The sequence below is a fragment of the Deinococcus aquatilis DSM 23025 genome, from assembly GCF_000378445.1.
GTDB classification, from domain to species: domain Bacteria; phylum Deinococcota; class Deinococci; order Deinococcales; family Deinococcaceae; genus Deinococcus; species Deinococcus aquatilis.
The window spans coordinates 117,692-143,441 of sequence record NZ_KB899697.1 but is presented as its reverse complement, the minus strand read 5'-3'; the positions used below and the strand labels follow the sequence as shown (position 1 = coordinate 143,441).

Genomic DNA, 25,750 nt, shown 5'->3' with positions numbered 1-25,750 from the left:
GCGGTGTACGGAGGTTCACCCATGAAGCGTTCCAATCATTTCCGTCTGACCCTGACCGCCCTGCTTGCCGTGTCCTCGTTGGCCCTGGCCGATGTGCGCGTGGGCGTGATCGTCTCGTCCACTGGCCCCGCCGCCAGCCTCGGCATTCCCGAACGGAACACGGTGGCTCTGTTGCCACAAACAATTGGTGGACAGAAGGTCATCTACACCATTCTGGACGATGCCAGCGATACCACCACCGCTGTGACCAACGCCCGCAAGCTGATTCAGGAAAACAAGGTCGATCTGATTATCGGCACCACGACCACGCCCGCCAGCCTCGCCATGATCGATGTGGCCGCCGAAAGCAAGACCCCCATGATCTCGCTGGCTGCCTCCGAGGGCATCATCAAGCCAGTAGACGCCCGCCGCTCATGGGTCTTCAAGACACCCCAGACCGACGCGCTGATGGCAGCGGCGATCGTGCAGCACATGCAGCAAAATAAGGTCAAAACCGTGGGCTACATCGGCTTCAACGATGCCTACGGCGAGGGCTGGCTGGCTGAACTCCAGAAGAACGCCGCCGCACGCGGCATCCGCGTGGTCGCCACCGAACGCTACGCCCGCACCGATACCAGCGTGACCGGGCAGGTGCTGAAAGTGCTGGCCGCCAAGCCCGACGCCGTGCTGATCGGCGCTTCGGGCGTGCCTGCCGTATTGCCGCAGAAAACCCTGAATGACCGTGGATACGGCGGCAAGATTTACCAGACGCACGGCGTCGCCAATGCAGATTTCCTGCGTGTGGGCGGCAAAGACGTGGAAGGCGCGATCCTGCCCGCTGGCCCCGTACTGGTGGCCGACCAGTTGCCTGATTCCAACCCCATGAAGAAGGTTGGGCTGGCCTACGTCAACCTGTATGAAGGCAAATACGGCAAAGACAGCGTGAGTACCTTCGGAGCGCACATGTGGGACGCGGGCCTGCTGATGCAAAAAGCCATTCCGGTGGCCCTCAAAAAAGCCAAGCCCGGCACTGCCGAATTCCGTGAAGCCCTGCGCGACGCCCTGCAAGGCACGCGCAACATCATCGGCGCACACGGCATCTTTAATCTCAGTGCCACCGACCACCTCGGCCTCGATGCTCGCAGCCGCGTGATGGTGCAGGTCGTGGGCAACACCTGGAAACTGATCAAGTAACGTTGTGGGCTATGGGCTATGGGCCTTGAGCTATGAACGCTCTCGCCCGTAGCCCTTCCCCTATTTGCGCCTTCTCATCCCACCAAAAGGCCCCGCTTTGAATATCTTCGATCCTGCCATTTTTCCGATTCTGACTGCCGACGGCCTGACCAACGGCGCAGTGTACGCGCTGCTCTCGCTGGCGCTGGTTCTGGTCTTTGCCGTGACCCGCGTGATTTTTGTGCCGCAAGGCGAATTTGTGATGTTCGGCACGCTGACGCTCGCCAGCCTGCAACTGGGCCGGGTGCCCGGTACGCTGACGCTGCTGCTGGTGCTGCTCGCCATCTCCACGGTGCTGAACGTCGTGGAGGCTCTGCGGCGCGGCGACGGACGATCCGCTGGCATTTCCGGCGTTTCCGGCGTGGCGTTGGGCGCGGGCCTGTGGGCACTGACCACCACGCTGGCCGCCGCCAAAGCGCCGCTGCTGGTGCAGGTGCTTCTGACGCTGCTGCTGGTGGTTCCGCTGGGGCCGCTGCTGTACCGCGTAGTGTTCCAGCCGCTCCGCAATGCCTCGGTGCTGGTGCTGTTGATCGCTTCGGTGGCGCTGCATCTGGTGCTGGTGGGCCTCGGGCTGGTGTTTTTCGGGCCAGAAGGCAGCCGCACTCCCGCCTTTGCCGAAGGGAATACCGTGCTGGGCGGCGTGACTCTCAGCAACCAGAGCCTGTTGGTCATCATGGTGTCGGCACTGCTGATGGTGGGGCTGTACTACTTTTTTGACCGCACGCTGACGGGCAAGGCGCTGCGGGCCACCGCCGTCAACCGCATGGGCGCGAGACTGGTGGGCATCCGGCCCACGGCGGCGGGTTCGCTGGCCTTCACGGTGGCGGCCCTGATCGGCGCCCTCAGCGGCCTCCTGATCGGCCCCAGCATCGCTGTCAGCTACGACACGGGCTTCCTCATCGGCCTCAAGGGGTTCGTGGGAGCCATTATCGGCGGCCTCGTGTCCTACCCGGTGGCAGCCCTCGGCGCACTCCTGGTCGGATTGATCGAAAGTTACGCCAGTTTCAGCCTCAGCCAGTGGAAGGAAGTGATTGTGTTTACCCTGATTCTGCCCGTGCTGTTGTGGCGCAGCCTGAGCAGCAAGCACCACGACGAGGAAGACGAATGATCCCGTTTTTATTGAGGTTGAGAACTGTGCAGAGTGCGTGGGGAATCCAGCCAGAAGCATCGGCCACAGGAGCTTCCCGATGACTCCCCGCCTGATCCTCGCCCTCGTGGCCGCCCTGATCGCCCTTGTGTTGCCCGCCGTGCTGCCCGTGTTTCAGGTCACGCTGCTGACCAACGTCGCCATTGCTGCTCTGACTGTGGTGGGCCTCGTGCTGCTGACGGGTGTGGCGGGCCTCACCAGTTTCGGCCAGGCCGCGTTCATGGGCGTGGGCGCGTACACCACGGCCCTGCTCACCACGGCTTACGGCTGGAATCCGTGGCTGACCCTGCCCGCCGGGATGATCGTGACGGCGGGTGTGGCGGCGCTGCTGGGGCTGGCAACCCTGCGGATGCAGGGGCATTATCTGCCGCTGGCAACGATTGCCTGGGGCATCAGCCTGTATTACGTGTTCGGCAATTCGCCCGCGCTGGGCGGCTTTACCGGGTTGCGTGGCATTCCGCCCGTCAGCATCTTCGGCCTTGACCTGACCGACCCCCGGCGCTTCGCTTACCTTGCCCTCGTCTTTCTGGCGCTGGGCATCATGGCCGCACAATTTTTGCTGTCCAGCCGCGTCGGGCGGGCCATGCGTGCCTTGCGTTCCGGCACGGTGGTCGCGGAGGCGTTCGGGGCCAATACCTTTTCGCTGCGGGTGCAGGTGTTCGTGCTCAGCGCGGTCTTCGCTTCGGCGGCTGGCTGGCTGTACGCGCATCAGCAGCGGTTCGTCAACCCCACTCCCTTTGGGCTGAATGTGGGCATCGAATACCTGTTCATGGCCGTGCTGGGCGGCGCGGGGTACGTGTGGGGCGGTGTGGCAGGGGCCATCCTGATCACGGCGCTCCGGGAAGTGCTGCAAAACGTGTTGCCCACCCTGCTGGGCACAGGCGGCAATTACGAGGTGATCGTGCTGGGCATCATCATCATTCTGGTGTTGCAGTTTGCGCGGCGGGGGCTGTGGCCGCTGGCCGAACGCTGGGTTCCGGCGGGCACACCGCGTTTGCTGGCGCGGGCCATCACCTTCCCGCACCGACCCGACCCCGTACCCGGTAGCTTTATTCTGAACGTCCAGAACGCCGTCAAGCAGTTCGGCGGCCTGAGAGCCGTCTCAGAAGTGAGTTTTGATGTCAAGGCGGGCGAGATCGTGGGCCTGATCGGCCCCAACGGAGCGGGCAAAAGCACCATGTTCAACCTGATCACGGGCGTGAATCCGGCCACTCGCGGCAGCGTGACCCTGCTTGGCCGCGACGCCACTCGCCTGCCCGCCCGCACCATTCACCGCCTCGGCGTGGCGCGAACGTTCCAGCATGTGCGCCTGTTTCCAGAACTCAGCCTGCTGGAAAACACCATGATGGGCGGCTACGCACGCGGCAAAGCGGGCATGATTGCCAGTCTGCTGCATCTGGAGCGGCGCGAGGAGGCGGCCTTGCAGGGCGCGGCGTTGGCCCAACTGGAGCGTGTGGGCCTGCGTGACCGGGCCTTCGATCAGGCCGGAAATCTGGCGCTGGGTCAGCAACGCCTCCTCGAAATCGCCCGCGCCCTCACCGCCGACCCCGCCTTCCTGCTGCTGGACGAACCCGCTGCGGGCCTGCGCTACGGCGAAAAGGGAGAACTCTCGGCCCTGCTGCGCCGCCTGCGAGACGAGGGCGTCACAGTGCTGATCGTGGAGCATGACATGGATCTGGTGATGAATCTGGTGGACCGTCTGGTCGTCATGAACGGCGGGCAGGAATTGGCGCAGGGCAACCCGCAGCAGGTGCGCGACAATCCCGCTGTGCGCGAGGCCTATCTGGGCGTAGACATCGAAGAAGGAGCCGCATGACCTCCACCTCTCCTTTGCTTCCCGCACCTTTGCTGAAGGTGGATGATCTGCACGTCAGTTATGGGCGCGTGGAGGCGGTACAGGGCGTGAGCCTGAGCGTGGGCGCGGGCCAGATCGTCAGCGTGATCGGGGCCAACGGCGCGGGCAAAAGCACCCTGATGGGCGCAATTATAGGGGCGCTGCCTTCGCGGGGCCGGGTGGAATATGCGGGCCGCCCGCTGGCCCACACGCCGCTGGAATCGCGGGTGGCCGCAGGCATGACGCTGGTGCCCGAGCGCCGCGAACTGTTTTCCTCCATGACCGTCGAGGACAATCTGCGGCTGGGAGCGTATACCCGCAGACGCGAAGGCGCGGGCGATCTGGGCGGCGTCTTCACCCGTTTTCCGCGACTGGAAGAACGCCGCAAGCAGTTGGCCGGAACGCTGTCGGGCGGCGAACAGCAGATGCTCGCCATTGGCCGCGCTCTGATGGCCCGCCCCAAATTGCTGCTGCTGGACGAACCCAGCCTCGGCCTCGCACCCCTGATCGTGCGCGAAATTTTGCGGATCGTGGCCGAGTTGCGGGATACCGGGGTCACGGTCCTGCTGGTCGAACAGAACGCCCGCGCCGCCCTGGCCATCAGCGATTTTGGCTATGTGCTGGAAGGCGGGCAGGTGCGCCTCAGTGGCCCTGCCGCTGACCTTGCCCACGATCCGGCAGTGGTCGCCAGCTATCTGGGGGCCGCTAAATGAGGACTGTCAAATGAGTGCTTCCAAATGAGGGTCGCCAAATGAGCTGGACAGCGGCCCTGCAAGAAGCCCTGAAAGACGGACTGGGGCAGCGGGTCAGCCTCGCTTCCGGCGATCTGGCGGGCCATGCCCACGATGAGGGCGTGCCCTTCACCTCAACCCCCGGTGCGGTGGTCTTCGCCCAGTCCGAGGCCGATATAGTGGCGACGTTGGCCGTGGCCCGTGAGTTCGGCATTCCAGTCACGCCCTGGGGGGCGGGTACGAGTCTGGAAGGCGCGGTCCTGCCTGCTCCCGGCGGCATCAGCCTCGATCTGGGCGCACTGGACAGCATTTCCGACCTCGATCCGGTGGGATTCACGGTGCGCGTGGGGCCGGGGGTGCGGCGGGTGGCGCTCAACCGCCGTCTTCGTCCACACGGTCTGTTTTTCCCTGTTGATCCCGGTGCAGACGCCACTTTGGGCGGAATGGCGGCCACGAATGCCAGCGGCACGACCACCGTGCGATACGGCGGTATGCGCGAAAACGTGATGACCCTGCGCGTGGCCCTGATGGATGGCCGCGTGCTGGATCTGGGCAGCCTCGCCCGCAAAAGCAGCAGCGGCTATGCGCTCAAGCAGCTTCTGATCGGCTCTGAGGGCACCCTGGGGGTGATCACGTCGCTGACCTTGCGCCTGCATCCGCTTCCACCCGCCACCGTCAGCGCCCAGCTCGCCTTTCCTGATCTGGCTGCTGCTGTGTCGGCCAGTGTCGCCCTGCGCGGTCTGGGCCTGACCCCCGAACGGCTGGAATTCGTAGACGCCGATACGGTGGCCGCCGTGAACCGCCACCGCGCCCGCCACGACCCGGAATTGCCCACCCTGTGGGTCGAACTCGCGGGCCGCGACACCGCCGATGCCGAAGCGGGCCTGAGCCTGCTGCGCGAGGTGGCCACCGATACGGGCGGGCAGGTGGTGGGCGAGGCCCGCACGCCCGAAGCTCAGGGCAACCTCTGGGCAGCGAGACACGGCGTCTATGACGCACTCCGCGCCGCCTGGCCGGGGCATGCCACCCGCATCGGTGACATCTGCGTGCCCCTGTCTGCCCTCGCGGAGACGGTGGCCTTCATGACCCGCACGCTGGCCCAGCACTCCCTGACCGCCCCGTTGGTGGGCCATATCGGAGACGGCAACCTGCATCTGCTGATGCACGCGCCGCCCGAAGATGCCGGGGCCTGGGCACGCATAGACCACGCGCTGCACGATATTGCCCTCTACGCCCTGTCGGTGGGCGGCACCTGCACGGGTGAACACGGCGTCGGCCTCCGCAAGCGCGTATATATGCGCGAAGAACACGGCGAGGCCCTTGACCTGATGCGTGACATCAAAACCCTGTTCGACCCACAGAATCTGCTGAATCCGGGGAAGGTGGTGGGGGAGTTAGATTGATCTGGTCTCCTGTTCGTCTCACTTTTCTCTGCTGGCCCACCGAGGTTTTTCATGTTTCAACCGCACCTAGAATCCCTGCCCCTCCCCGAACTCCGCGCCCTGCAACTGTCGCGCCTGCAAAGTATGGTGGCGCGTCAGTGGGAGCATGTGCCCGCCTACCGCAGCAAGTTCGAGGCGGTGGGCCTGCGCCCAGACGACCTGAACACGCTGGATGATCTGGCCCGCTTTCCCTTCACCTACAAGACCGACCTGCGCGACAATTACCCGCTGGGCCTAGTGGCCGTGCCGCGTTCCGGCCTGCGCCGCATTCACGCCAGCAGCGGCACCACCGGGCGAGCCACCATCGTGGCTTACGACGACAACGACCTCAGCGTCTTTGCCGAGGTGGTGGCCCGCAGTCTGTACGCGGGCGGCGCTCGCCCCGGCATGACTTTTCACAATGCCTACGGTTACGGCCTGTTTACGGGCGGTCTGGGCACGCACGCGGGGGCCGAGCGGCTGGGGCTGTGTACCGTGCCGGTTTCGGGCGGCGGCACCGAGCGGCAGGTGCAACTGATTCTGGATCTGGAGCCGGAAGTGATCGCCTGTACGCCCAGTTACGCCCTCGTGCTGGCCGATGAATTTGCCCGCCGGGGCGTAAGGCCGCAGGATATTTCCCTGCAATACGCCGTGCTGGGCGCGGAACCCTGGGCCGAAAAAACACGCGCAGAAGTGCAGGCGCGGCTGGGCGTGCAGGCCACCAACATCTATGGTCTGTCGGAAATCATCGGCCCCGGCGTCAGCAACGAGGACGTGACCGAGCAGAGCGGCAGCTACCTCTGGGAAGATCACTTCTATCCCGAAATCGTGAATCCCGAAACGGGCGAAGTGCTGCCAGACGGTGAATACGGCGTGCTGGTGCTGAGCAGTATCTCGCGTACTGCCCTGCCCATCCTGCGATACTGGACAGGCGATATTACGCGGCTCTTGCCTGCCACCAACGCCACGGGCCGCACGATGCGCCGTATGGACCTCATTCGGGGCCGCAGCGACGATCTGATTATCCTGCGCGGTGTGAACGTGTACCCCACCCAACTGGAAGCTGTGCTGGTGGGAATGGGACAGGTCAGCCCCCATTACCACATCACCCTGACACGCACGGGCACCCGCGACGATCTGCGCCTGCAACTGGAAACCAGCGATCAGGGCGCGGCCCTGCGGGATGAAGTGGCCCGCCTGATCAAAGCGCAGGTGGGCGTGACCGTGGAATGCGTGCTGTGCCCACCCGGAACCCTGCCCCGCAGCGAGGGTGGCAAGCTCCGGCGCGTGACCGATCTGCGCGACGAGCGGTAAAAGGTCTGAGGAAAGAATGGCAACCTGATCCAAAGCACCGTCTCCTGTCTTCGGTGTAAGGAGCGAGTCCGGGGCCATTCTCCCACCTGCCCTCTTGACTTCCCTTGGCATGTTGGCTCAAAATCTGAATGAGCATTCATTCAACTGAATGATGATTCAAGGAGGTCTAATATGGTCAAGGATGCTGTGCAGGAGCAGTTGGCTGCCGCAAGACGCACGCAGATTCTGGAGGCTGCTGCTACCGTCTTCGCCGAAAAGGGGTTTCATCCGGCCACAATTCGGGATGTGGCGCGGGCGGCGGGTGTGGCCGACGGCACCATCTACAACTATTTTGAAAACAAGCCTGCGCTGCTGCTGGGCCTCTTTGAACTCATGAGTACGCGGGCACGGCAGAACATCGACCCGGCCAGCCTTGCGGGCCTGAGCCAGCGCGAATTCATCGCCGCATACCTTGCCCATCCGCTGCGAGCTTTCGGGGCCGACAACTTCGAGTGGTTCCGGGTCATCGTGTCCGAAATGATGGTCAATCCGGAGCTGCGCGGGCGCTTTTCGGCGCAGGTGCTGGAGCCGATGCTGATAGGCGGCGAGGCGGCCTTTGGGCGCTGGGCGACACAGAATGGAGACTCCGGGTCGCGCCTGAAGCTGCGGGTCCGCCTGCTGTCCAGCCTGATTCTGGGGCTACTCCTTCAGCGCGTCCTGGGCGACGAAACGCTGGAGGCGAGCTGGGCCGAATTGCCAGAACTGCTGGCCGATCTGCTGCTGGGCGGATTGCTGGAAGGGTTTGGGCCGCAGGCATGAATTCCGCCGATCTTCTGACCGCGCCACTGGCTTCCCTGACGGATCTGAATATCACCGACCCGGCCTTCAAGGCCGATCCGTTTCCCTTCTATGGCCGCCTCCGTGCAGAAGCGCCCGTATTTCCGGTCACGCTGAAGTTGCGCGGGCGGCAGCGTGCCTGGTTGGTCACACGCCATGCAGACGTGCTGGCCGTGCTGAAAGACGATGTGCATTTTGTCAAGAACAGACATGAAGCCATGTCGCCCGAACAATTGAGGCGTGCGCCCAGGCTGCCGCCGATCTTCGGGGCGCTGCAACGCAATCTGCTCAGTCTGGACGGAGCCGACCATGACCGCCTGAAGAGGCTGGTGCATCAGGCGTTCACGCCGCGCAGGGTGGAGGAGATGCGCGGGATGACCCAGAGCGTGACGGACGCCCTGTTGGATCAGGCAGAGCATACGGGCCGCATGGATCTGGTGGCTGATTTCGCCCTGCCTGTCCCCCTGACCATTATTGGCCGAATCCTGGGCGTACCCGAACAGGACAATTCCAGATTCAACCGGGGAATGAAGGCCTTCGTGGCAGTTGGTGGCAGCCCCAATCCGTTCCTGATTCCGCCGCTGCTGTCCCTGATGAGGTATCTGCGCGGGTTGATCAGAAAGCGCCGGGGGCTGCCCCAAGACGACCTGATTTCGGCGCTGGTGCAGGCGCAAGACAGCAACGATCACCTGACCGACGATGAGATTCTGGCAATGGTGTTCTTGCTGTTGAGTGCCGGACACGAAACCACCGTGAACCTGATCGGCAGCGGCGTATTCGAATTGCTGCGCCATCCTGATCAACAGGCCCGCCTGAGAGGGGACCCCGGCCTGATCAAGTCTGGGGTAGAAGAGCTGGCCCGCTACGTGGTGCCTGCCGAAACAGCCACCGAACGATACGCCGTGCAGGACATGACTATCGCAGGTACGCGCATTCCCAGGGGTGAACTGATACTGGCCGTCATCGGCTCGGCCAACCGGGACTCTGCCGTGTTCGAGAATCCCGACAGGCTGGATGTGGCCCGCCAGTCCAACAGGCATCTGTCGTTCGGTCAGGGGATGCATTATTGCCTGGGTGCGCCCCTGGCCCGCCTGGAGGCCCAGATAGCCATAGGAACGCTGCTGAGGCGTGCGCCGAATCTGCGTTTGGCTGCCCCGCCGACTGAAGTTCAGTGGCGCAGGAGCTTCATCGTGCGTGGGCTGGAGGCGCTTCCGGTCACCTTCTGAGTGACCCGGAAACCACGGCTGTACCTCTGGATTCTTTGCTGCCCAGGTCGGCCTGTCCTTGACAGCTCACGCTCCCGGCCCTTACCTTGAGTGAATAATCCCGACTCTTTCAGTCGGAATACTCTACTTAAGCCAGAGGTCATTATGCGCCGCTTCGTCTCACCCCCTGATTCATCTGACCTGACCGCTTGGCTGCCCCGGCCCACGCTCTTGCTTTCCGTACCTGTCTGTCTGGCAGGCGCTCTATGACTGCTGCTTCAGCCCTCGTCCTCTGCTCTGATGGCAAGGGTGAATCGGGCGGCACGCCTCACGGCACAGCGCACCGTTGGGATACCTGTTTTTCTCTGGAAGTCACGCCGCGCCGCTGGGAAGCCATGCGCGATCCCTCCACCTGGAGCCAGCAACGGCGCGAAGTATTTGGCAGGTTGGGCGAGCAGGTTCAGGCGACGGGGCTGGGCTACGGCCTGCTGATGTTTGCACCACAGGAAGAGCCTCTGCCTGACGATCTGTTCCGCGTGCGGCTGTATACCCGTCCAGCAGGCGCTTTTTCGGAATATGACCGCCGTGATTACCATCTGAACGATACTGGATTGTGGCGTCTGATGGAGGCGGCACTGCTAGGAACGGATGATTCTGCCCTGGAAGATGGACAGATCCCCACGCCTTTGGGCCGAGACTGGCACGTCTGCACGCATGGCCGGGTAGACGCGGCGTGCGGCAAGTTCGGCATTCCGCTTCAGGCGGCGCTGGCGGAGCAGGCTGACAACACCGAGCGGGTCTGGCGCACGTCTCACTTTGGCGGCCACCGCTTTGCCCCCACCCTGCAAGAATTGCCCGCAGGCCGCACCTGGGCGCACATGACCCCCGAGCTGACCACTCAGTTGATGGCCCGCACAGGCGACCATCTGGCCCTGTCTGCCCGGTTGCGCGGCAGCTCGGCCTTTGACCGCTGGGCGCAGGTCGCGGAGGCCCACGCTTTTGCCCGCCTGGGCTGGTGGTGGTTGGACGCTCCCAAAACCCTGACCACGGTGCAGGTAGAGGGGCAGGCAGAGGCAGACCATGCCACCGTCCGGCTGGAATTTATTCAACCAGACGGGTTTCCTGCGCGACTGACCGCACACATTCAGGTCACACACACGCTGGAGGTGCGGGGCAGCAGCCATAAACCTGCCACCAATCCCGCGCCGCAATACGCCGTGACCTTTGAAGAGGCTCCGGTTTGACCGCCCTGCCCCGTGTGTCTCACCCTGCCCGAGTGCTGCCCCTGTTTGTGTGGTACGTGCTGGCCGTGGTTCTGCTGGCGGGTGCGGTCACGGCTTCGCTGGCTTACGGGGCACTGAATCTGAATCCTGGCAAGGCGCTGGTCCTGCTGCTGCGTCCCGACGATTCCACCGACAGTCTGGTCGTCTGGAGCCTGCGGTTTCCGCGCACGGTGGCCGCGATGTTGGCAGGCGCGGGCCTGGCGGTCAGTGGAGCGCTGCTGCAAGGCGTGACCCGCAATCCGCTGGCCGACCCCGGCATTCTGGGGGTCGAGGCGGGCGCGGCCCTCGCCATGCTGATCGGTATTGTATTTCTGCCCAATCTAGGCGTATGGGGCGTGCCTCTGGCTTTTGCAGGCGGGCTGGCAGCGGCTGGAATGACCCTGGCCTTCGCTTCCCGCGTGGGCCTGACTCCGGTGCGGCTGGCGCTGTCGGGCGTGGCGGTGGCGGCCCTGTGTGCAGCCCTCACCCGCGCCATTCAGTTGCTGTTTGAAGAACGCGCACAGGGCGCACTATTTGCTCTGTCGGGCAGCGTGGCAGGCCGCACCTGGGCACAGGTCGCGCAGGCGGCACCCTGGGTGGTGGCCGCGCTGCTGCTGGCCCTGCTCAGTGCCCGCCGCGTCAATGTGCTGGCGCTGGGCGAGGACGTGGCGCGGGGCCTCGGCGTCAATACCCGCCGCGATCTGCTGCTGGTCAGCGTGTTGGGCGTGTTGCTGGCCGCCAGCGCTGTGTCGCTCGTCGGCCCCATCGGGTATGTGGGCCTGATCGTGCCGCACCTGACCCGCACGCTGCTGGGCACCGATCACCGCCTCACCCTGCCCCTCACCGCCCTGTTGGGGGCGTCGCTGGTGGTGCTGGCCGACATTGCCGCCCGCCTGATCGACAAACCTGCCGAAACGCCCGTGGGCCTCCTGATCGCCGCGCTGGGCACACCGTTTTTCATCTGGCTGGCGCGGCGGCAGAAGGCGTAACACAGAAGGCGTAACACCGTACCTGCTCCCGCACCAACTTCCACCTCTGATAAGGAATCCCATGACCAACCTCCCCAAAAAAACCGCCCTGCTCGCCCTCGCCCTCTCCGTGCTGGCCCCCGCCCACGCCGCCCCCGTCAGCATCCAGACCGACAACGGCCCGCTGACCCTGCCGCAACCCGCCCGCCGCGTGGTGGCGCTGGAATATTCGTATCTGGATACGCTGGAAGCCTTGGGAATCAAGGCCGTCGGCGCGGCCATCGGCACGCAGGGCGGAGACCGGGGCGCACCCGATTACCTGAAGCCCCGTGTGCGCGATGTGCGCGAGGTCGGCTCCCGCGCTCAGCCCAATCTGGAAGTCATGCTGGGCCTGAAGCCCGACCTGATTCTGGCCGATACCTTTGTTCATAAAGCCCTGCTGCCCAATCTGGCCCGGATCGCGCCCACCGCAGGCTTTGAAAATCGGCGCGGCAGTTACGACGATGTGCTGCGCCAGATCCTCGCCATCGGGCAACTGACGGGGCGTGAGGCGCGTGCCCGCCAACTGCTGGCCGATCAGGCCAGTCTGGTGTCCAAAGCTCAGGCGTTTACCAAAAAGAACGCGCCCGGTCTGGTGGCCGCCGTGGTCACTCCCGGCGCATTCACCGTGCACAGCACCGATTCTTTTATCGGCAGTCTGATCAGCAAATTGGGGCGCAAAAATCTGGTGGCCCCCAAGGGCACGACCACGCAATACGAGCTGAGTCTGGAAGGTCTAGTGGCTCTGAATCCCGGCACGCTGGTGCTGTTTACCGGGGCCGACGAAACGCCGCTGAGCATCCAGTGGGCCAAAAACCCGCTGTGGCAAAAGCTGAGCGCGGTGCAGCGGGGCCGGGTCTACGAATTTGACCGCGACCTGTGGACGCGTTCGCGGGGGCCGATTGCCCTCAAGAGCATCTTTGCCCAGATGATTTCCAGCGGCCTGCTGGCAGACAAGGCTCCGCCCAAAGCCTTCTTGCCCCGGCAATGAGTGCAGGCGTGTGGCCCCGCTCTGGCCGTTCGGGCGTGCGTGTGTGGGCCTTGCCGCTGGGTCTGCTGGCGCTGCTGCTGGGCCTCGCATTTCTGGCTCTAGGGCTGGGCGCGGTGGCCACACCGCCCGCGCAACTCTGGTCGGCCCTCACGGGCGGCACTGGCCCCGACACCGACCTGACCCGCCAACTGGTGCTGGAATTGCGCCTTCCCCGCGTGCTGGTAGCCCTTCTGGGCGGGGCCATGTTCGCGGTCAGCGGCAGCATCATGCAGGCTGTGGTCCGCAATCCGCTGGCAAGTCCTGACCTGCTGGGTGTGGGTGCGGGCGCGGGTGTGGCGGTCACGGCGCTGTTGTTGGCCGTGCCCAACGCCCCCGGGTGGAGCATCCCCTGGGGAGCTTTTGCTGGCGCGTGGGCGGCCTTTTTGCTGGTGCTGGCACTGGCCCGCGATGGTTCGCGCCTGCCCCCGGTGCGGCTGGCCCTGCTGGGCGTGGCGGTGGCGGCCTCGCTGGGAGCTTTTCAGCAACTCCTGCTGGTGCGTGCCCCGGACGGCATCGGCGCGGCCCTCTCGTTCCTGACGGGCACGGTGTACGGTGCGGATTGGTCGCGGCTGGCGCGGCTGTGGCCCTGGGCGCTGGCCCTGCTTCCGGTCACTCTGCTGACGGCGCGGCGGCTGGATGTCCTGTCGCTCGGAGAAGAGACGGCTGCGGCGCTGGGCACACGGGTTCCACTGGCCCGTTACGGCACCCTGGCGTTGGCGGTGGGCTTGGCGGCGGCGGCGGTCAGCGCGTGCGGCATTCTGGGCTTTGTGGGGTTGCTGGCCCCGCATCTGGCCCGGATGCTGGCGGGTGGGTTGCATCTGCGCCTACTGCCCGTCAGTGCCCTCATCGGAGCGCTGCTGGTGCTGCTGGCCGATACTCTGGGCCGCGCCGCCCTGCCGCCCCTCGAACTGCCCGCCGGAGTGATCACCACCCTGCTGGGCGCACCCTACTTCCTGTACTTGCTGCGCCGCGCCGCCCGCACCGGATGACCCACGATGAGAAGAACCCCATGACCCCAACTCCGTCCCTGTCCACCCAAGGCCTGACCCTGCAATACGGCACACGCACCGTCATCGACGACCTGAATCTCAGCGTGGCGGGCGGGCGCATCACCTCTCTGATCGGGGCCAACGGCTGCGGCAAAAGCACCCTGCTGCGTGCCCTCTCGCGCCTGCTGTCTCCGCAGGGCGGCCAGGTGCTGCTGGACGGCGGCGACCTGCACCGCCTTCCCGCCCGCGAGGTGGCCCGCAAACTGTCGATCTTGCCGCAAGGCCCGGTGGCCCCCGAGGGCCTGACCGTGGAGCAACTGGCGTGGTTTGGCCGCCATCCCCATCAGGGTCTGCTGGGCGCACGCACCGACCATGACCGCGAACGGGTGGGCTGGGCACTGGCTCAGACGGGCATGACGGCCTTCGCCTCCCGCCCGCTCGACGCCCTCAGCGGTGGGCAGCGGCAGAGGGCCTGGATCGCCATGAGCCTCGCTCAGGACACGCCCGTGCTGTTACTGGACGAACCCACCACCTACCTTGACCTCAGCCATCAGTTGGAGGTGCTGCACATCGTTCAGCGCCTCAACCGCGAACAGGGCAAGACCATCGTGATGGTGCTGCACGATCTCAATCAGGCGGTGCGCTACAGCGACGAGCTTGTTGCCGTGGAGGGCGGGCGCGTGTACGCACAGGGCGACCCCGCCACCCTGATGACCCCCGACCTCCTGCGCGATGTGTTCGGCCTCAAGGCCCACATCCTGCCTGACCCGGATACAGGCCGCCCCCACCTCATTCCTTATGCACTGGCACGCAAAAAAGAGGGGAGCGGGTTGTAAAAGAGCGTGCTGTAAAAGACTGTGAAGGGTTAGTGCTGAGCCGAAGCTTTTGCCAGTTGCCTTCCCATCTCGGGCAAAGTAGCCGTAACTTCCCCGTGTGGCGAAACGGCCAGCACGCGGCGTTCGGCCAAGGTCCACAGGGCGCGGTGAACGGGCATTTCGGCGTCGGCCTTGCCACTGGGCGCGAGGCGGTCTAGGAGTTGCGTGTAACGCAGAGGCTCAGGCGTTTTGCCGCCTGCCCACGCTGTGGTCTGGGCTACCAACGTCAGAATCTGGCGCTGCACCGGGTTTTCTGCCGTATCCAGCAACACCTGGCGGGCACGCAGGCGGGCGGCTTCGGCCTCGCGCTCCTGGCGGCGGCGGGCCAGCAGGTCGGCCACATCGTCCGGCACCACGTTGCCCCGGCGCTCGAAAATCAGTTGTTCCAGCCGCGAGTCGGCCCGCTCCTTCACCGAGGCTCGGGCTTCCCGCACGCGCCCCAGCACTCCTTCTGCCGCGCCCTGCACCCGGCCATCTTGCCGCATCACGTCGGCCACGCGCCGCGCCGCACCACGCACGCCGCCCGTTTCCGGTGTGGCGTGTTCAGGAGTTCGGGTGGCCGATTCGACCAGCCCTGTCAGACGAATCAGGGTTCGCAGCTTCATGGAGCCAGTTTGCCTCAAAAGGCTGGGTGGCACAGTGAGGAGGAGGGGAAACCCTTCTTGTGGTTTCCCCTCCTCCTCACTGTGCTGATTCCCGTGTGCTGACGCTGATTATCCTCCTGCGTGGACCACCGGGCGGCGTTTGCGCTCGGGTTCGGCCTGCCGCAAAATCTCGTGGGTCAGGGGCGGAATGTCGCCTTCTCCAGCAATCAGGAAGCGCAGGGCGTTGCGTACCGGACTGTCCTCGTCCCACTCAAAGTACACATGGGGCGGCACGCCCGTTTCGTCTCGCACATACAGCAAGAAGGCGGCGATGGCGTTGGGCACGCTGCTGGCTCCTTTGAGGCGCAGGATCTGGTAGGGGCCGACATGGTGTCCTGTGACCTGGAGATCGTCGCTGAAGGAACTGGCATCCCGAATCTGCACTTCCAGAAAGGTGGCCGTATCGCGCCCCGGCAGGTGCGTATCGGCGCGAACCTCCAGTTCTTTTTCACGGTATTCGTCCGTGTCTCCGGCGTCCAGCGCGTTGGCGATCAGGCGCAGGGGCCGACCCTTGGTGCTGCACATGATCAGGCGTGCAGACTCGTCCAGAGTAATGGACTTGGCCCGGAGTTCGGTGCTGCGGCTGACCCGGCTGGCAATGCTGAACACCAGAATGGCCCCGATGAACATCAGCGCGATATACAAACCTTCCGGGCGGCTGATCACGGTCACGGCGCTGGTATAGACGAACAGCACGCTGACGAGCGCAAAGGCCAGGGCAGGCAAGCGGTGACCCCGGCGCAGTTCGGTCAGGAACACTGCGATGGCCGCCGAGGTCATCAGGGCCAGTACGCCAGTGGCGTAAGCGCCCGCCTGCGCGTCTACGTTGGCCTTGAACAGAATGGTGACCAGGGCGCTGATCAGGGTAAACAAGACTGCCAAAGGACGTGTGGCACGTGCCCAGTCGGGGGCCATGCCGTAGCGGGGCAGGTAGCGGGGCACGATGTTCAGCAGACCTGCCATCGCGCTTGCCCCCGCGAACCACAGGATCAATATGGTGGAAATGTCGTATAGCGTGCCGAAGCCCTCGCCCAGGCGCTTGTGGGCCAGATACGCCAGTGCCCGTCCGTTGGCTTCCCCGGCAGCCTTGACCACCGTGACCTGCTCGCTGCCGGGGGCGGCGGTGGGTTTCACAGTGATGGTCAGAGGCACCACACCGCCCACGGTCCGTGCATCAATTCGGTAGGTTCCGGTCTTTCCGGCCACCAGAGACAGGGAGGCCACCTCATTGGGATCGGCGCTGTCGTCCAGCGGCATGTTGAAGACGGCGCGGCCTGCGTTCAGGTCGGCGGCGTTCACGTTGCGCGTGACTGTGATGGCGGGCCAGAACTGGGCACGCGGAATCAGGAAAGTTGTCACCAGGGCCGAGCCGATCAGCATGACGCTCATGATCAGGGCGGCGGTGGTCAGCAGGGTTTGGGCGTTGCGAATGCGGCCCGTGGGCTTGGCTTCGGTATCGCCCGCGCCACCCCGAATCAGGGGCATCACGACCACGCCCGTTTCAAAACCGCTGAGTCCAAGGGCCAGGCGAGGAAAGACCAGTAGGGCCGCGCCGATCAGTGCCAGTGGCGACAGGTAGGTCGTGGTCAGTGCCTTCCACCAGTCTCCGATCACCTGCGGCGCGGCCACCACGTCCAGCAGGCCGCGTCCGATCACCACTGCACTGAGGCCGATATACAGGATCACGATGCCCACCGCGATGCCGATGGCTTCCTTGAATCCCTTCAGAAAAACTGCGCCCAGCAGGGCGATCAGGGTGAGAGTCACCGGAACTTGCGTGCCCTCCAGCGCCGTTTTCAAGAATGGGTTCTCGATCAGGTGGGCCGCGCCGTCTGCCGCCGACAGCGTAATGGTGATGACAAATCCGGTCGCCACGAAACCGATCAGCGCCAGGACCAGGAGTTTGCTGGGCCAGTAGGCCAGCAGGCGCTCCAGCATCGAAATGCTGCCGTCACCGTGCGGACTTTCGGCGGCCACCCGGCGGTACATGGGCAGCGCACCAAACAGCGTGACCAGCACCAGCACCAGCGTGGCAATGGGGCTGAGTGCGCCCGCCGCCAGCGCCGCGATTCCCGGTTGGTAGCCCAGTGTGGAAAAGTAGTCCACACCGGTCAAGCACATGACTTTCCACCAGGGGTGGGTGTGTTCCTGGGCCTTGGCCGCACCTTCTTCCTCGTAGAAGCCTTCTTTTTCAGGTTGTCCAGTATCCAGAAACCAGCGCCGAAACGGGCTTGCGGATGGCGGGGCATTACGGAGTGGGGGGGGCGGGGCAGAATCCGGCACGCCCATCAGCTTAGGGGTCAACCGGCCAGGTTGCATTGGTCAAGTGGCTAAACCATCTGTATCGTTTTGGTTCCATCACTTTGCCTGCCGAACATACGGTGCAAAGTCGGGGCAAGAACGCCGCTGTCCGTCCTCCGGCCTTAACACTTGGGCAAAACAGTGGGAAAGCCCACCAGAACGGCATTCTTTAGCCTCGCTCAAGAAAAGACGCCTGATTGCCGAAAATGGCGTCCCAGACGCATTTTTTATTTTTTGGTTTTTTCTAAGGACGTGTCAGAGGGCGTCTATGGTCTGCCCCCCCCTTCACAGCGCACAATTCATATGTCATGCTGCTCACCATGACGAAAAAGTCGACGAAGGCCCCCGCCAAGAAACCCGCTGCCGCCGCCCCCAAAGCTGCGAAGGCCCCCGCCAAGGCTGCTGCTGTGGCTGCCCCCGCTGAAAGCAACAAGGTCGCCAAGACCCAGCTTGTCGAGCAGATCGCTGACAAGACCGGCCTGACCAAGAAGCAGAGCGAAGAAGCCGTCAGCGCCATGCTCGACGTTATCGTGACCGCCGTCAAGAGCGGCAAGAGCGTCGGCCTGCCCGGTCTGGGCACGCTGAGCGTCAAGGCCACCGCCGCCCGTACCGGCGTGCGCCCCGGCACCAGCGAGAAAATCCAGATCCCCGCAGGCAAGAAAGTGGCCTTCAAGGTCGCCAGCACCCTGAAGGGCAACCTCTAAGACTCTTAGAGATTAGAACCGGGCCGCTCCCAAGTGGGGTGGCCCGGTTTTTTGTTGTGGTGAGGGTGAAATAAACTGCCAATCTCAGAGTTTTTGTCTCTAAAGCGCGGCCAGCACCGTATTCCCCACTGCCCGCCGCAAACCCTGAATATCGAAACCGGAGTGCCGGGTGGGGTGAACACGGTTGGTTAGGAGCACCCATGCCACGCCTTGCACCGGGTCTACCCAAAATCCCGTGCCAGTAAATCCGGTGTGCCCGAACGCCTGCGGGCTGCACAGGCTGCCGCCGCTCCAGCCGGGTTGGGCCTGCACAAAGGCCAGCGTGCGGCCCTCCGCGTGGGGTTGTGCGGCCAGGGCCTGCGCGGCAGGGGAGAGCCAGCCACCACGCAACAGGGCTTCGGCCTGCGCCAGCACACCTTCCAGTGTGCCGAACAGCCCCGCGTGGCCCGAAACTCCGCCCAGTGCGGCAGCATTCTCGTCGTGTGTCTCGCCGCGCAGCAGCCGTTCTCGCCACAGGCAATGTTCGGTGGCGACGCTGTGGGCCGGGTCGGGGCCAAAGGTCAGGCCGTCATCCAGTACAAAATCGGCAAGGAGTTGCCCGTACACCCGCTCCAGCACGCGCCCCAGCAGGATATACCCCAGGTCGGAATACACCACTGATCCCGGTTCGGCCATCGACCAGGGTTCCTGCAAGACGCGGGCGCGGATGGTGGCGGCGGTGCCCCAGGTGTACAGCGGCGACCATGCGGGCAGGCCTGCCGTGTGGGTCAGCAGTTGCCTGAGCGTGCGCTCCTTCAGCGTGGTGGTCTGCATCCAGGCAAGGTCAGGCAGGTGGGCCGACAGGGGGTCATCCAGATCGAGGCGGCCCGCTTCGGTGGCCCGCAACACCGCCTGCGCCGTAAAGAGGGGCTTGATCAGGCTTGCCAGATCCCACCAGAAACTGGGTTGCAGGGGTACAGCTTCGGGCTGAAGTTGTGCGTGCCCCAGCATCAGCGTGTCGCGCTGTCCGGTGGCCCAGACGATGCCCAGCGCGGCTCCGGGAATGCCGCCGCTGCCGACCGCCCGCTCCAACAGGGCGCGGGTCGCCTCAGGAATCAAGCTTTCCTCCTGTTTCACCCGTCGCTCCTTCCCCCAGCGCGGCCCGTGGGTGGCCTCCTGCCGCTGTCAACCGGGCTTCGGCCTCCGCTGCCGTGACCCCCAGGCGCAGCATCACCAGGGCCGTTTTGACACTGCCACCCGCGCTGTTCAGCACAGTTTTGGCAGTGGCCTCGTCTGCGCCTGTGGCGTGGCGCACCAGACGCACGGCGCGGTCTTCCAGCTTGGCATTCGTGGATTTCACATCGACCATCAGGTTGCCGTACACCTTGCCCAGCCGCACCATCAGGGCGCTCGAAAGCGTATTCAGCGCGATTTTCTGGGCAGTTCCGGCCTTCAGGCGCGTGCTGCCACTGATCACCTCGGGGCCGGTGTCCAGCAGAATGGGGCAGTCGGCGGCGTGCAGCAGCGGCGTGCCAGGGTTGTTCGCCAACGCGATAGCCAGCGCTCCCGCCTGCCGCGCCGCCCGGACTGCGCCCAGGGCATACGGCGTGGTTCCACTGGCAGCCACCGCGATCAGCACGTCCAGCGGGCCGATCTTCACGGCCTGCGCGTCCAGTGCCCCGGCTGCCTCATCGTCTTCCGCGCCCTCTACTGCCTGCCGAATGGCCCGCTCGCCGCCCGCGATCAGGGGTACGGCCCGCTCTGGCGGCCAGGAGAAGGTCGGGGTCAGCTCGGTGGCGTCCAGCACACCCAGGCGTCCGCTGGTGCCCGCGCCTGCATACACCAATCTCCCGCCTGCCTGCAAGCGTCCCAGCGCAGCTTCTACAGCCCGTGCCAGCGCTGGGGCAGCGGCCTGTACTGCATTCAGCGCGTCCTGCTGATCCAGCACCAGCACCTGCACCAATGCAGCAGCGTCCAGCAGATCAAGGTCGGCATGGTCGGGATGCACCCGCTCGGTGCGGCGCGGGTCCTGGTCGGGGGCGGTCGGCAGAACAGAATCCATCGGCTCAAGCATCATTGTCTCGGTTCCTCCACGTCTTGCGCTTTCCTTCCCGGGTTCTTCCGTTCACGTCCTGCCTCCTCCTGGCCGCCCTGTAACTCCATGACAAAGTCATATCGGTCACCCCGGTAGTGGGCGCGGGCATGTTCGATGGGGCGTCCTTCCGATGTCCAGGACACGCGCTCGGTAGCGATCAGCGCCGCGCCCACTTTGATGTCCAGCAGCGCGGCCAGCTCTGCATCGGCGTTGATGGCCCGCAAATGCCGGATGGCCCGGTGGGGACGCAGCCCACGCGCCGCGAGCAGGGCGTACAGACTCGCGTCCGTCACCGCGTCCAAGGTCAGGTCTCCGGCCAGGGCAGCGGGGAGCGTGCTGTCTTCTATCGCCAGAGGTTCGCCGCTGGCCGTTCTGAGGCGGCGCAGGCGGATCACGCCCTCGGTGGGCGAGAGGGCCAACGTCATGGCTTCCTGCGGTGTGGGATACCCGCGCTCGAAACGCAGCACCTGTGCCCCCGGAATCAGCCCTCTGGAGCGGATATCGTCACTGAAACCTGTCAGCAGTCCCAGTGGTCGGGAGGCCAATTGGTCGCGTTCAGCCGCCAATTCTGCGCCGATTTCTCTCCTGTCTGGCTGTTCTGACGGGCCGACCTGCTGCTCTGCGGCACTGACAAACGTGCCGCTGCCGTGCCGCCGTACCAACAGACCCCGCTCGGCCAGGAGGGCCAACGCCTGCCGCACCGTCACCCGTGAAACACCGAGTTTGTGCGCCAATTCGCGCTCGGCAGGGAGGGCGCTGCCCCGACTGATGGCTCCGGCACCGATTCCCTGCTCCAGCCCCTGCGCCACCTGCACATACACAGGCGTGGCACTTTCCGCATCCAGCGGAATCACCCAGGGCAGTGCATCGGTCATAATGCAGACCATACCACTTTCACACTTCCATGCAACCACTCGCCCCAATTCTGTCAGGGGCTTGCAAGTGGATAGCAAGTGGTATTACTCTGTAGGGGCTTAATTCCACAATCCCTGTACTTCGCCCTGTCTAACTCTTCTGCCCGACCGCGTGTTTTGGTCAATCCCTGTTCTGGAGGCTGTTTATGTTGAAACGTTCCTTTACCGCGCTGGCTCTGATTACGCTCGCCCTTGCCGGGTCTGCCCTCGCCGCGCCCAAGAAAGTGACCGGTTACGGCTCCCTGGGAATCGTCAACGGCAAGGCAGGCGGCACCTACACCCTGGCCCTCGGTGACAGCCCCCAGAGCCTGAATTATTACGGCGTGATCGACAACAACCTCGGTCTGGTGGCCCAGCAGCTCTTCGACGGCCTGATGGAATTCAACCTCTCGACCTACAAGCTCGAACCCGCACTGGCCGAAAGCGTAGCGGTCAGCAGCGACGGTAAAACCTACACCTTCAAGCTGCGGCGTGACGTGAAGTGGAGTGACGGCCAGGCCTTCAACGCCGACGACGTGATCTACACCTACCAGAACCTGATCATGAACCCTGAGGCGCGGGCAGGCGATCCAGGCAACTTCAAGCTGGACGGCAAGCCGGTGGAGATGAAGAAGGTGGACGCCTACACGGTGCAGTTCGTATTGCCCCGGCCTGCGCCCGCTTTCCTGCTTCAGCAGCGGTATTTCATCATGCCGCAGCATAAATTCGGCAATGTCAAGGGCGCAGCCGTGAACAACGTGTGGCCCAGCAACACCGCCCCCGCCGACATCGTGGGCACCGGGCCATTCAAGCTGACTAGCTACACGGCGGGCCAGAAAGTTGCTCTCACCAAAAACGCCAACTACTGGAAAGTGGATGCCGACGGCACCAAGCTGCCCTACCTGAATGCCGTGGAATTCCTGGTCATCCGCGATCCGCAGGCGCAGGTGGCCCAGTTTCTGGCGGGCAACGTGGATCAACTCAACGTCACGGGGGCGCAGTTCCCCGACCTCAAGCAGCGCGAAGTCTCGGGCGCGGCCTTCAAGGTCTTCCGCTCGACCGCCCTGTTCGGCAGCCCGCCTTTCGTGGCCTACAACTTCGATGCCAAAGATGCCGCGCTCGCCAAGCTGTTCAGCGACGTGCGCTTCCGCCGCGCCATGCAGGGTGCCCTCAACCGTGACCGCATTATCGATACCGTGTACAACGGCCTTGCCAGTCTGCCCGGTCACGGTGTGGCCCCGGTCAACAAAGACTGGTACGCCAACACCAAGCCTCAATTGGGCAAGTTCGATATTGCTGCGGTGGGCACGGCCCTGAACGCCCTGGGCATCAAGGACACCAACGGCGACGGCGTTCGCAACCTGCCCGGCGGCAAGAATCTGGAATTCGACCTGACCTACGGCACCGATTCCAGCGTGTACCCTGCGTTGGCCGCCATCATCCAGAGCGACTTCGCCAAGGCGGGCGTGAAGGTCAACCTCAAGGGCATTCTGTCCAGCAAGCTGCTGTCTACGGGTCAGAGCGGCGACTGGGAAATGATCCTGCACGCCTTTGGCGACCAGCCCGACCCCGAGCTGCGTAAACCCATCTGGCAACCCGGCGGAGCGCTGTATTACTGGCACCGCACGCTGCAACCCGCTGTAGACGGCGGAACTCCCAACCTTGCCAAGATGTTCCCGTGGGAAAAAGAAATCTACGGCATCTTCAACGACGCGGCCACCACCACCAGCCGCTCTACCCGCAAGGCGCTCTACACCCGCTGGCAGCTGATCTTTGCCCAGAATCTGCCAGTCACGCCCATTGCCAAGCCCGAGAACATCGGCGCAGTCAGCAATAAATTCGGCAACTACATCTACAACCTCGGCGTGATCCCCGGCTATAACCCCGTCCCGCTGATCTACCAGAAGTAACCCCGGCAGTCGATTTGGGGCGCGTGGCGTATGGATGGGCAGAACAACGCCCAACCAGCCTACGCGCCCCAACTGCTGACCCACCTTCACGAGGAGGCCCGCTCCATGCCTTTTGACATTCCCTTCTACAGCTCACATCCCATGTTCCACCTGCCGATATGCTGACCTACACGCTTCGCCGCCTGCTCGGCATGATCCCCACCATCCTGATCATCAGCGTGGTGTGCTTTGCCGTGATCAAGCTGCAACCCGGCAACTTTACCGACCAGTACCTTGAAGACCCGCGTTTTACCCGCGAAACGGCAGACGCGATCCGGCGGCAACTCGGCCTCGATCAGCCCGCCATCGTGCAGTATGGGCGCTGGCTGTGGGGCGTGGTTTCGCGCTTCGACTTCGGCTACTCCTTCTTTCAGAACCGCCCCGTGACCAGTGTGATCGGAGAACTGCTGGGCTGGACAGTGCTGATTTCGGGCCTGACCTTGCTGGTCAGCTGGCTGGTGGCCGTGCCGCTGGGCATCTATACGGCCTTTAATCGCAACGGCCTCGGCGCACAGATTGCCAACTTCCTGGGCTACGTCGGACTGGCGATTCCCGACTTTCTGGCCTCGCTGTTGCTGGTGGCGCTGGTGCTCAGTCTGGGCGGCACCAACGTGGGCGGCATCCTGAGTTCGCAGTACATAGATGCGCCCTGGTCCTGGCCCAAAATTCTGGATCTGCTGAATCACCTGTGGATTCCGGTCATTGCCATCGGGCTGGAGGGCGTGGCGGGCCTGATGCGTCAGATGCGGGCCTCCATGCTGGACGTGCTGACGCAGGATTACGTGCGTACCGCCAAAGCCAAAGGCTTGCCGCAGCAAAAGGTCATCTGGCGGCACGCGGTTCGCAACGCCATCAACCCCATGATCAGCCTCGCGGGTCTGAGTTTGCCTGCCCTGATCAGCGGCACCATCGTTGCCAGCATCGTGCTGAACCTCCCCACCATCGGCCCGATGCTGTATACCAGCCTGCTGAACAAGGATCAATACATGGCCCTGACCCTGCTGATGATGAGCGCCGTGCTGCTGCTGCTGGGCAATCTGCTGTCCGATCTGCTGCTGGCGTGGTCTGATCCACGGGTGAGGTACTCGTGATGTCTGTTGTGGGGTGTGTGATGTGTGATGCGGGAAGGGACCGGAACAGACCTGAGTTGAACGTGGACCGTGGAATGTGGAAGGGGCGGCCATGACGGCGGTTGTTGCTCCTCCTGAAGTGGCGCGGGTGCCTTCGCCCCTGGCGTTGGCCTGGCGGCGCTACCGCAAATCCAAACTCGGGGTTCTGGGCGGCTGGATGCTGCTGATTCTGTACCTCGTGACGCTGTTTTCACCGTTTCTCGCGCCGTACTCGGTCACGACACAGCACGAAGCCTTCAGTTATCAGGCCCCGCAGGCCGTTCATATCGTGCATAAAGGCAAGCTGTCCCGGCCCTTCGTCTACGGCGTCAAGCAGGGCCGCGACCCCGTGACCTTTGCCCGAACCAATGTTGTTGACCGGGAAAACCCCGTATATATCGGCCTGTTCGTGCGCGGCGAGTCCTACCGGATGCTGGGCATTCCCGGCAGCGTCCACCTGTTCGGCGTGCCTGAAGGTCAGTATTTCTTTCCCCTCGGCACCGATCTGCTGGGCCGCGATCTGCTGTCGCGGATGCTGGTGGGCGGACAGGTCAGCCTGACGGTGGGCGTGCTGGGCGTGCTGATCTCCTTCGGCATCGGTGTGATCATGGGCGGCCTCAGCGGGTATTACGGGGGCCGCACCGACAACATGATTCAGCGGGTCGTTGAGGTGCTGCTCAGCTTTCCGCGCCTGCCCATCCTGCTCGCCATCAGTGTGCTGGTTCCGGCCCGCTGGCCGTCTACGTGGGTGTATGCGGGCATCGTGGCGGTCTTGGCCCTGATCGGCTGGGCCAGTGTGGCGCGGGTGGTGCGTGGGCAGGTGCTGGCGGCGCGGCAACTGGAATATGTGGCGGCGGCTCAGGCGCTCGGCGTACGCGATCTGCGCGTCATCCTGCGCCACGTCATTCCCAACCTCAGCTCCTTCCTGATCGTGTCGGCCACCCTGGCCCTGCCGGGATACATCATCGGAGAAAGCACACTGTCTTTTCTGGGTGTGGGCATCAAGGAACCGATGACCAGTTGGGGACTCCTGCTCAAGGAAGCCAACAACTTCGAGACGCTGGCGGGGCGGCCCTGGCTGCTGGCTCCGGGCCTGCTGATTTTCCTGTCGGTGCTGGCCTTCAACTTTTTTGGCGACGCGCTGCGGGATGCTGCCGACACGCAGAGCCGCTAGCAGGCGTTTCTTGGCTTACACTGCATCTCAAATGTCCTTCCTCACAACTGCCCTGGTGA

The 25,750-nt window shown here is 64.3% G+C and carries 22 protein-coding genes; 17 read left to right on the top strand and 5 right to left on the bottom strand.

Features of this window, described 5'->3' with window-relative positions:
* Positions 1 to 21: 21 nt before the first annotated feature.
* The 13 genes from F561_RS0102970 to F561_RS0102910 all read left to right on the top strand — a co-directional run bounded on the left by F561_RS0102970 (position 22) and on the right by F561_RS0102910 (position 14,804).
* Entirely contained in the window at positions 22 to 1,173 is a 1,152-nt protein-coding gene (locus F561_RS0102970; protein ID WP_019008454.1) for an ABC transporter substrate-binding protein, read from the top strand.
* A 97-nt stretch (positions 1,174 to 1,270) separates the two neighbouring features.
* On the top strand, positions 1,271 to 2,320 hold the full coding sequence (locus tag F561_RS0102965; protein WP_019008453.1) for a branched-chain amino acid ABC transporter permease: 1,050 nt from the start codon (positions 1,271 to 1,273) through the stop codon (positions 2,318 to 2,320).
* 79 nt (positions 2,321 to 2,399) lie between these two features.
* Entirely contained in the window at positions 2,400 to 4,175 is a 1,776-nt protein-coding gene (locus F561_RS0102960) for a branched-chain amino acid ABC transporter ATP-binding protein/permease (protein ID WP_019008452.1), read from the top strand.
* Positions 4,172 to 4,906, top strand: a complete 735-nt coding sequence (locus tag F561_RS0102955; protein WP_019008451.1) for an ABC transporter ATP-binding protein — start codon at positions 4,172 to 4,174, stop codon at positions 4,904 to 4,906. The genes F561_RS0102960 and F561_RS0102955 overlap by 4 nt, the downstream gene beginning before the upstream one ends.
* Positions 4,907 to 4,944: 38 nt before the next feature.
* Positions 4,945 to 6,327 carry an FAD-binding oxidoreductase gene (locus F561_RS0102950; RefSeq protein WP_019008450.1) on the top strand — a complete coding sequence of 461 codons (1,383 nt, stop codon included), beginning with the start codon at positions 4,945 to 4,947 and terminating at the stop codon, positions 6,325 to 6,327.
* Positions 6,328 to 6,378: 51 nt separating this feature from the next.
* The gene (locus F561_RS0102945; RefSeq protein WP_019008449.1) at positions 6,379 to 7,659 is read left to right on the top strand and encodes an AMP-binding protein; all 1,281 of its coding nucleotides are present in this window, start codon (positions 6,379 to 6,381) and stop codon (positions 7,657 to 7,659) included.
* Positions 7,660 to 7,830: 171 nt separating this feature from the next.
* Positions 7,831 to 8,457 (top strand): TetR/AcrR family transcriptional regulator, encoded by a 627-nt coding sequence (locus tag F561_RS27015; RefSeq protein WP_019008448.1) that lies wholly within the window; start codon positions 7,831 to 7,833, stop codon positions 8,455 to 8,457.
* Positions 8,454 to 9,701: a cytochrome P450 family protein gene (locus F561_RS0102935; RefSeq protein WP_019008447.1), complete on the top strand. Its 1,248-nt coding sequence runs from the start codon at positions 8,454 to 8,456 to the stop codon at positions 9,699 to 9,701. The genes F561_RS27015 and F561_RS0102935 overlap by 4 nt, the downstream gene beginning before the upstream one ends.
* A gap of 245 nt (positions 9,702 to 9,946) precedes the next feature.
* Positions 9,947 to 10,924 (top strand): sucrase ferredoxin, encoded by a 978-nt coding sequence (locus F561_RS24635; RefSeq protein ID WP_019008446.1) that lies wholly within the window; start codon positions 9,947 to 9,949, stop codon positions 10,922 to 10,924.
* Entirely contained in the window at positions 10,921 to 11,931 is a 1,011-nt protein-coding gene (locus F561_RS0102925) for a FecCD family ABC transporter permease (RefSeq protein WP_019008445.1), read from the top strand. The genes F561_RS24635 and F561_RS0102925 overlap by 4 nt, the downstream gene beginning before the upstream one ends.
* A 61-nt stretch (positions 11,932 to 11,992) precedes the next feature.
* The gene (locus F561_RS0102920; protein ID WP_019008444.1) at positions 11,993 to 12,940 is read left to right on the top strand and encodes an ABC transporter substrate-binding protein; all 948 of its coding nucleotides are present in this window, start codon (positions 11,993 to 11,995) and stop codon (positions 12,938 to 12,940) included.
* On the top strand, positions 12,937 to 13,968 hold the full coding sequence (locus F561_RS0102915) for a FecCD family ABC transporter permease (protein WP_019008443.1): 1,032 nt from the start codon (positions 12,937 to 12,939) through the stop codon (positions 13,966 to 13,968). Before F561_RS0102920 ends, F561_RS0102915 begins: the two co-directional genes overlap by 4 nt.
* A gap of 20 nt (positions 13,969 to 13,988) precedes the next feature.
* Positions 13,989 to 14,804 carry an ABC transporter ATP-binding protein gene (locus F561_RS0102910; protein WP_019008442.1) on the top strand — a complete coding sequence of 272 codons (816 nt, stop codon included), beginning with the start codon at positions 13,989 to 13,991 and terminating at the stop codon, positions 14,802 to 14,804.
* Between the two features lie 29 nt (positions 14,805 to 14,833).
* Here F561_RS0102910 and F561_RS0102905 read toward each other — a convergent pair whose 3' ends face one another.
* Positions 14,834 to 15,448: a hypothetical protein gene (locus F561_RS0102905; protein WP_019008441.1), complete on the bottom strand. Its 615-nt coding sequence runs from the start codon at positions 15,446 to 15,448 to the stop codon at positions 14,834 to 14,836.
* 108 nt (positions 15,449 to 15,556) lie between these two features.
* Positions 15,557 to 17,806: an APC family permease gene (locus F561_RS0102900; protein WP_019008440.1), complete on the bottom strand. Its 2,250-nt coding sequence runs from the start codon at positions 17,804 to 17,806 to the stop codon at positions 15,557 to 15,559.
* A 290-nt stretch (positions 17,807 to 18,096) separates the two neighbouring features.
* On the opposite strand from F561_RS0102900, the gene F561_RS0102895 reads away from it, so the two are divergent.
* A complete protein-coding gene (locus tag F561_RS0102895; RefSeq protein ID WP_019008439.1) occupies positions 18,097 to 18,492 on the top strand; it encodes an HU family DNA-binding protein in 396 nt (131 codons plus the stop codon).
* A gap of 99 nt (positions 18,493 to 18,591) precedes the next feature.
* Here F561_RS0102895 and F561_RS0102890 read toward each other — a convergent pair whose 3' ends face one another.
* Genes F561_RS0102890 through F561_RS0102880 form a run of 3 tightly spaced genes read right to left on the bottom strand, consistent with a single transcriptional unit; the run spans position 18,592 to position 21,441 of the window.
* A complete protein-coding gene (locus F561_RS0102890; protein ID WP_019008438.1) occupies positions 18,592 to 19,590 on the bottom strand; it encodes a serine hydrolase domain-containing protein in 999 nt (332 codons plus the stop codon).
* Positions 19,580 to 20,533 (bottom strand): N-acetylmuramic acid 6-phosphate etherase, encoded by a 954-nt coding sequence (gene murQ / locus F561_RS0102885; RefSeq protein WP_040379667.1) that lies wholly within the window; start codon positions 20,531 to 20,533, stop codon positions 19,580 to 19,582. Before murQ ends, F561_RS0102890 begins: the two co-directional genes overlap by 11 nt.
* 11 nt (positions 20,534 to 20,544) lie before the next feature.
* Positions 20,545 to 21,441, bottom strand: coding sequence for a GntR family transcriptional regulator (locus tag F561_RS0102880; RefSeq protein ID WP_245556413.1), 897 nt, complete (start codon positions 21,439 to 21,441; stop codon positions 20,545 to 20,547).
* Positions 21,442 to 21,626: 185 nt separating this feature from the next.
* On the opposite strand from F561_RS0102880, the gene F561_RS0102875 reads away from it, so the two are divergent.
* The 3 genes from F561_RS0102875 to F561_RS0102865 all read left to right on the top strand — a co-directional run bounded on the left by F561_RS0102875 (position 21,627) and on the right by F561_RS0102865 (position 25,691).
* A complete protein-coding gene (locus tag F561_RS0102875; protein ID WP_019008435.1) occupies positions 21,627 to 23,369 on the top strand; it encodes an ABC transporter substrate-binding protein in 1,743 nt (580 codons plus the stop codon).
* A 158-nt stretch (positions 23,370 to 23,527) separates the two neighbouring features.
* Positions 23,528 to 24,499, top strand: coding sequence for an ABC transporter permease (locus F561_RS0102870; protein WP_019008434.1), 972 nt, complete (start codon positions 23,528 to 23,530; stop codon positions 24,497 to 24,499).
* A 91-nt stretch (positions 24,500 to 24,590) separates the two neighbouring features.
* Positions 24,591 to 25,691 (top strand): ABC transporter permease, encoded by a 1,101-nt coding sequence (locus F561_RS0102865; protein WP_019008433.1) that lies wholly within the window; start codon positions 24,591 to 24,593, stop codon positions 25,689 to 25,691.
* Positions 25,692 to 25,750 lie beyond the last annotated feature (59 nt).

Coding starts and splice junctions, on each gene's coding strand:
- F561_RS0102935 (WP_019008447.1), top strand. CDS start 8,454: ATGAATTCCGCCGATCTTCTGACCGCGCCACTGGCTTCCCTGACGGAT.
- F561_RS0102880 (WP_245556413.1), bottom strand. CDS start 21,441: ATGACCGATGCACTGCCCTGGGTGATTCCGCTGGATGCGGAAAGTGCC.
- F561_RS0102900 (WP_019008440.1), bottom strand. CDS start 17,806: ATGCAACCTGGCCGGTTGACCCCTAAGCTGATGGGCGTGCCGGATTCT.
- F561_RS0102915 (WP_019008443.1), top strand. CDS start 12,937: ATGAGTGCAGGCGTGTGGCCCCGCTCTGGCCGTTCGGGCGTGCGTGTG.
- F561_RS0102955 (WP_019008451.1), top strand. CDS start 4,172: ATGACCTCCACCTCTCCTTTGCTTCCCGCACCTTTGCTGAAGGTGGAT.
- F561_RS0102920 (WP_019008444.1), top strand. CDS start 11,993: ATGACCAACCTCCCCAAAAAAACCGCCCTGCTCGCCCTCGCCCTCTCC.
- F561_RS0102910 (WP_019008442.1), top strand. CDS start 13,989: ATGACCCCAACTCCGTCCCTGTCCACCCAAGGCCTGACCCTGCAATAC.
- F561_RS0102945 (WP_019008449.1), top strand. CDS start 6,379: ATGTTTCAACCGCACCTAGAATCCCTGCCCCTCCCCGAACTCCGCGCC.
- F561_RS0102950 (WP_019008450.1), top strand. CDS start 4,945: ATGAGCTGGACAGCGGCCCTGCAAGAAGCCCTGAAAGACGGACTGGGG.
- F561_RS24635 (WP_019008446.1), top strand. CDS start 9,947: ATGACTGCTGCTTCAGCCCTCGTCCTCTGCTCTGATGGCAAGGGTGAA.
- F561_RS0102960 (WP_019008452.1), top strand. CDS start 2,400: ATGACTCCCCGCCTGATCCTCGCCCTCGTGGCCGCCCTGATCGCCCTT.
- F561_RS0102865 (WP_019008433.1), top strand. CDS start 24,591: ATGACGGCGGTTGTTGCTCCTCCTGAAGTGGCGCGGGTGCCTTCGCCC.
- murQ (WP_040379667.1), bottom strand. CDS start 20,533: ATGGATTCTGTTCTGCCGACCGCCCCCGACCAGGACCCGCGCCGCACC.
- F561_RS0102905 (WP_019008441.1), bottom strand. CDS start 15,448: ATGAAGCTGCGAACCCTGATTCGTCTGACAGGGCTGGTCGAATCGGCC.
- F561_RS0102870 (WP_019008434.1), top strand. CDS start 23,528: ATGCTGACCTACACGCTTCGCCGCCTGCTCGGCATGATCCCCACCATC.
- F561_RS0102970 (WP_019008454.1), top strand. CDS start 22: ATGAAGCGTTCCAATCATTTCCGTCTGACCCTGACCGCCCTGCTTGCC.
- F561_RS0102895 (WP_019008439.1), top strand. CDS start 18,097: ATGCTGCTCACCATGACGAAAAAGTCGACGAAGGCCCCCGCCAAGAAA.
- F561_RS27015 (WP_019008448.1), top strand. CDS start 7,831: ATGGTCAAGGATGCTGTGCAGGAGCAGTTGGCTGCCGCAAGACGCACG.
- F561_RS0102875 (WP_019008435.1), top strand. CDS start 21,627: ATGTTGAAACGTTCCTTTACCGCGCTGGCTCTGATTACGCTCGCCCTT.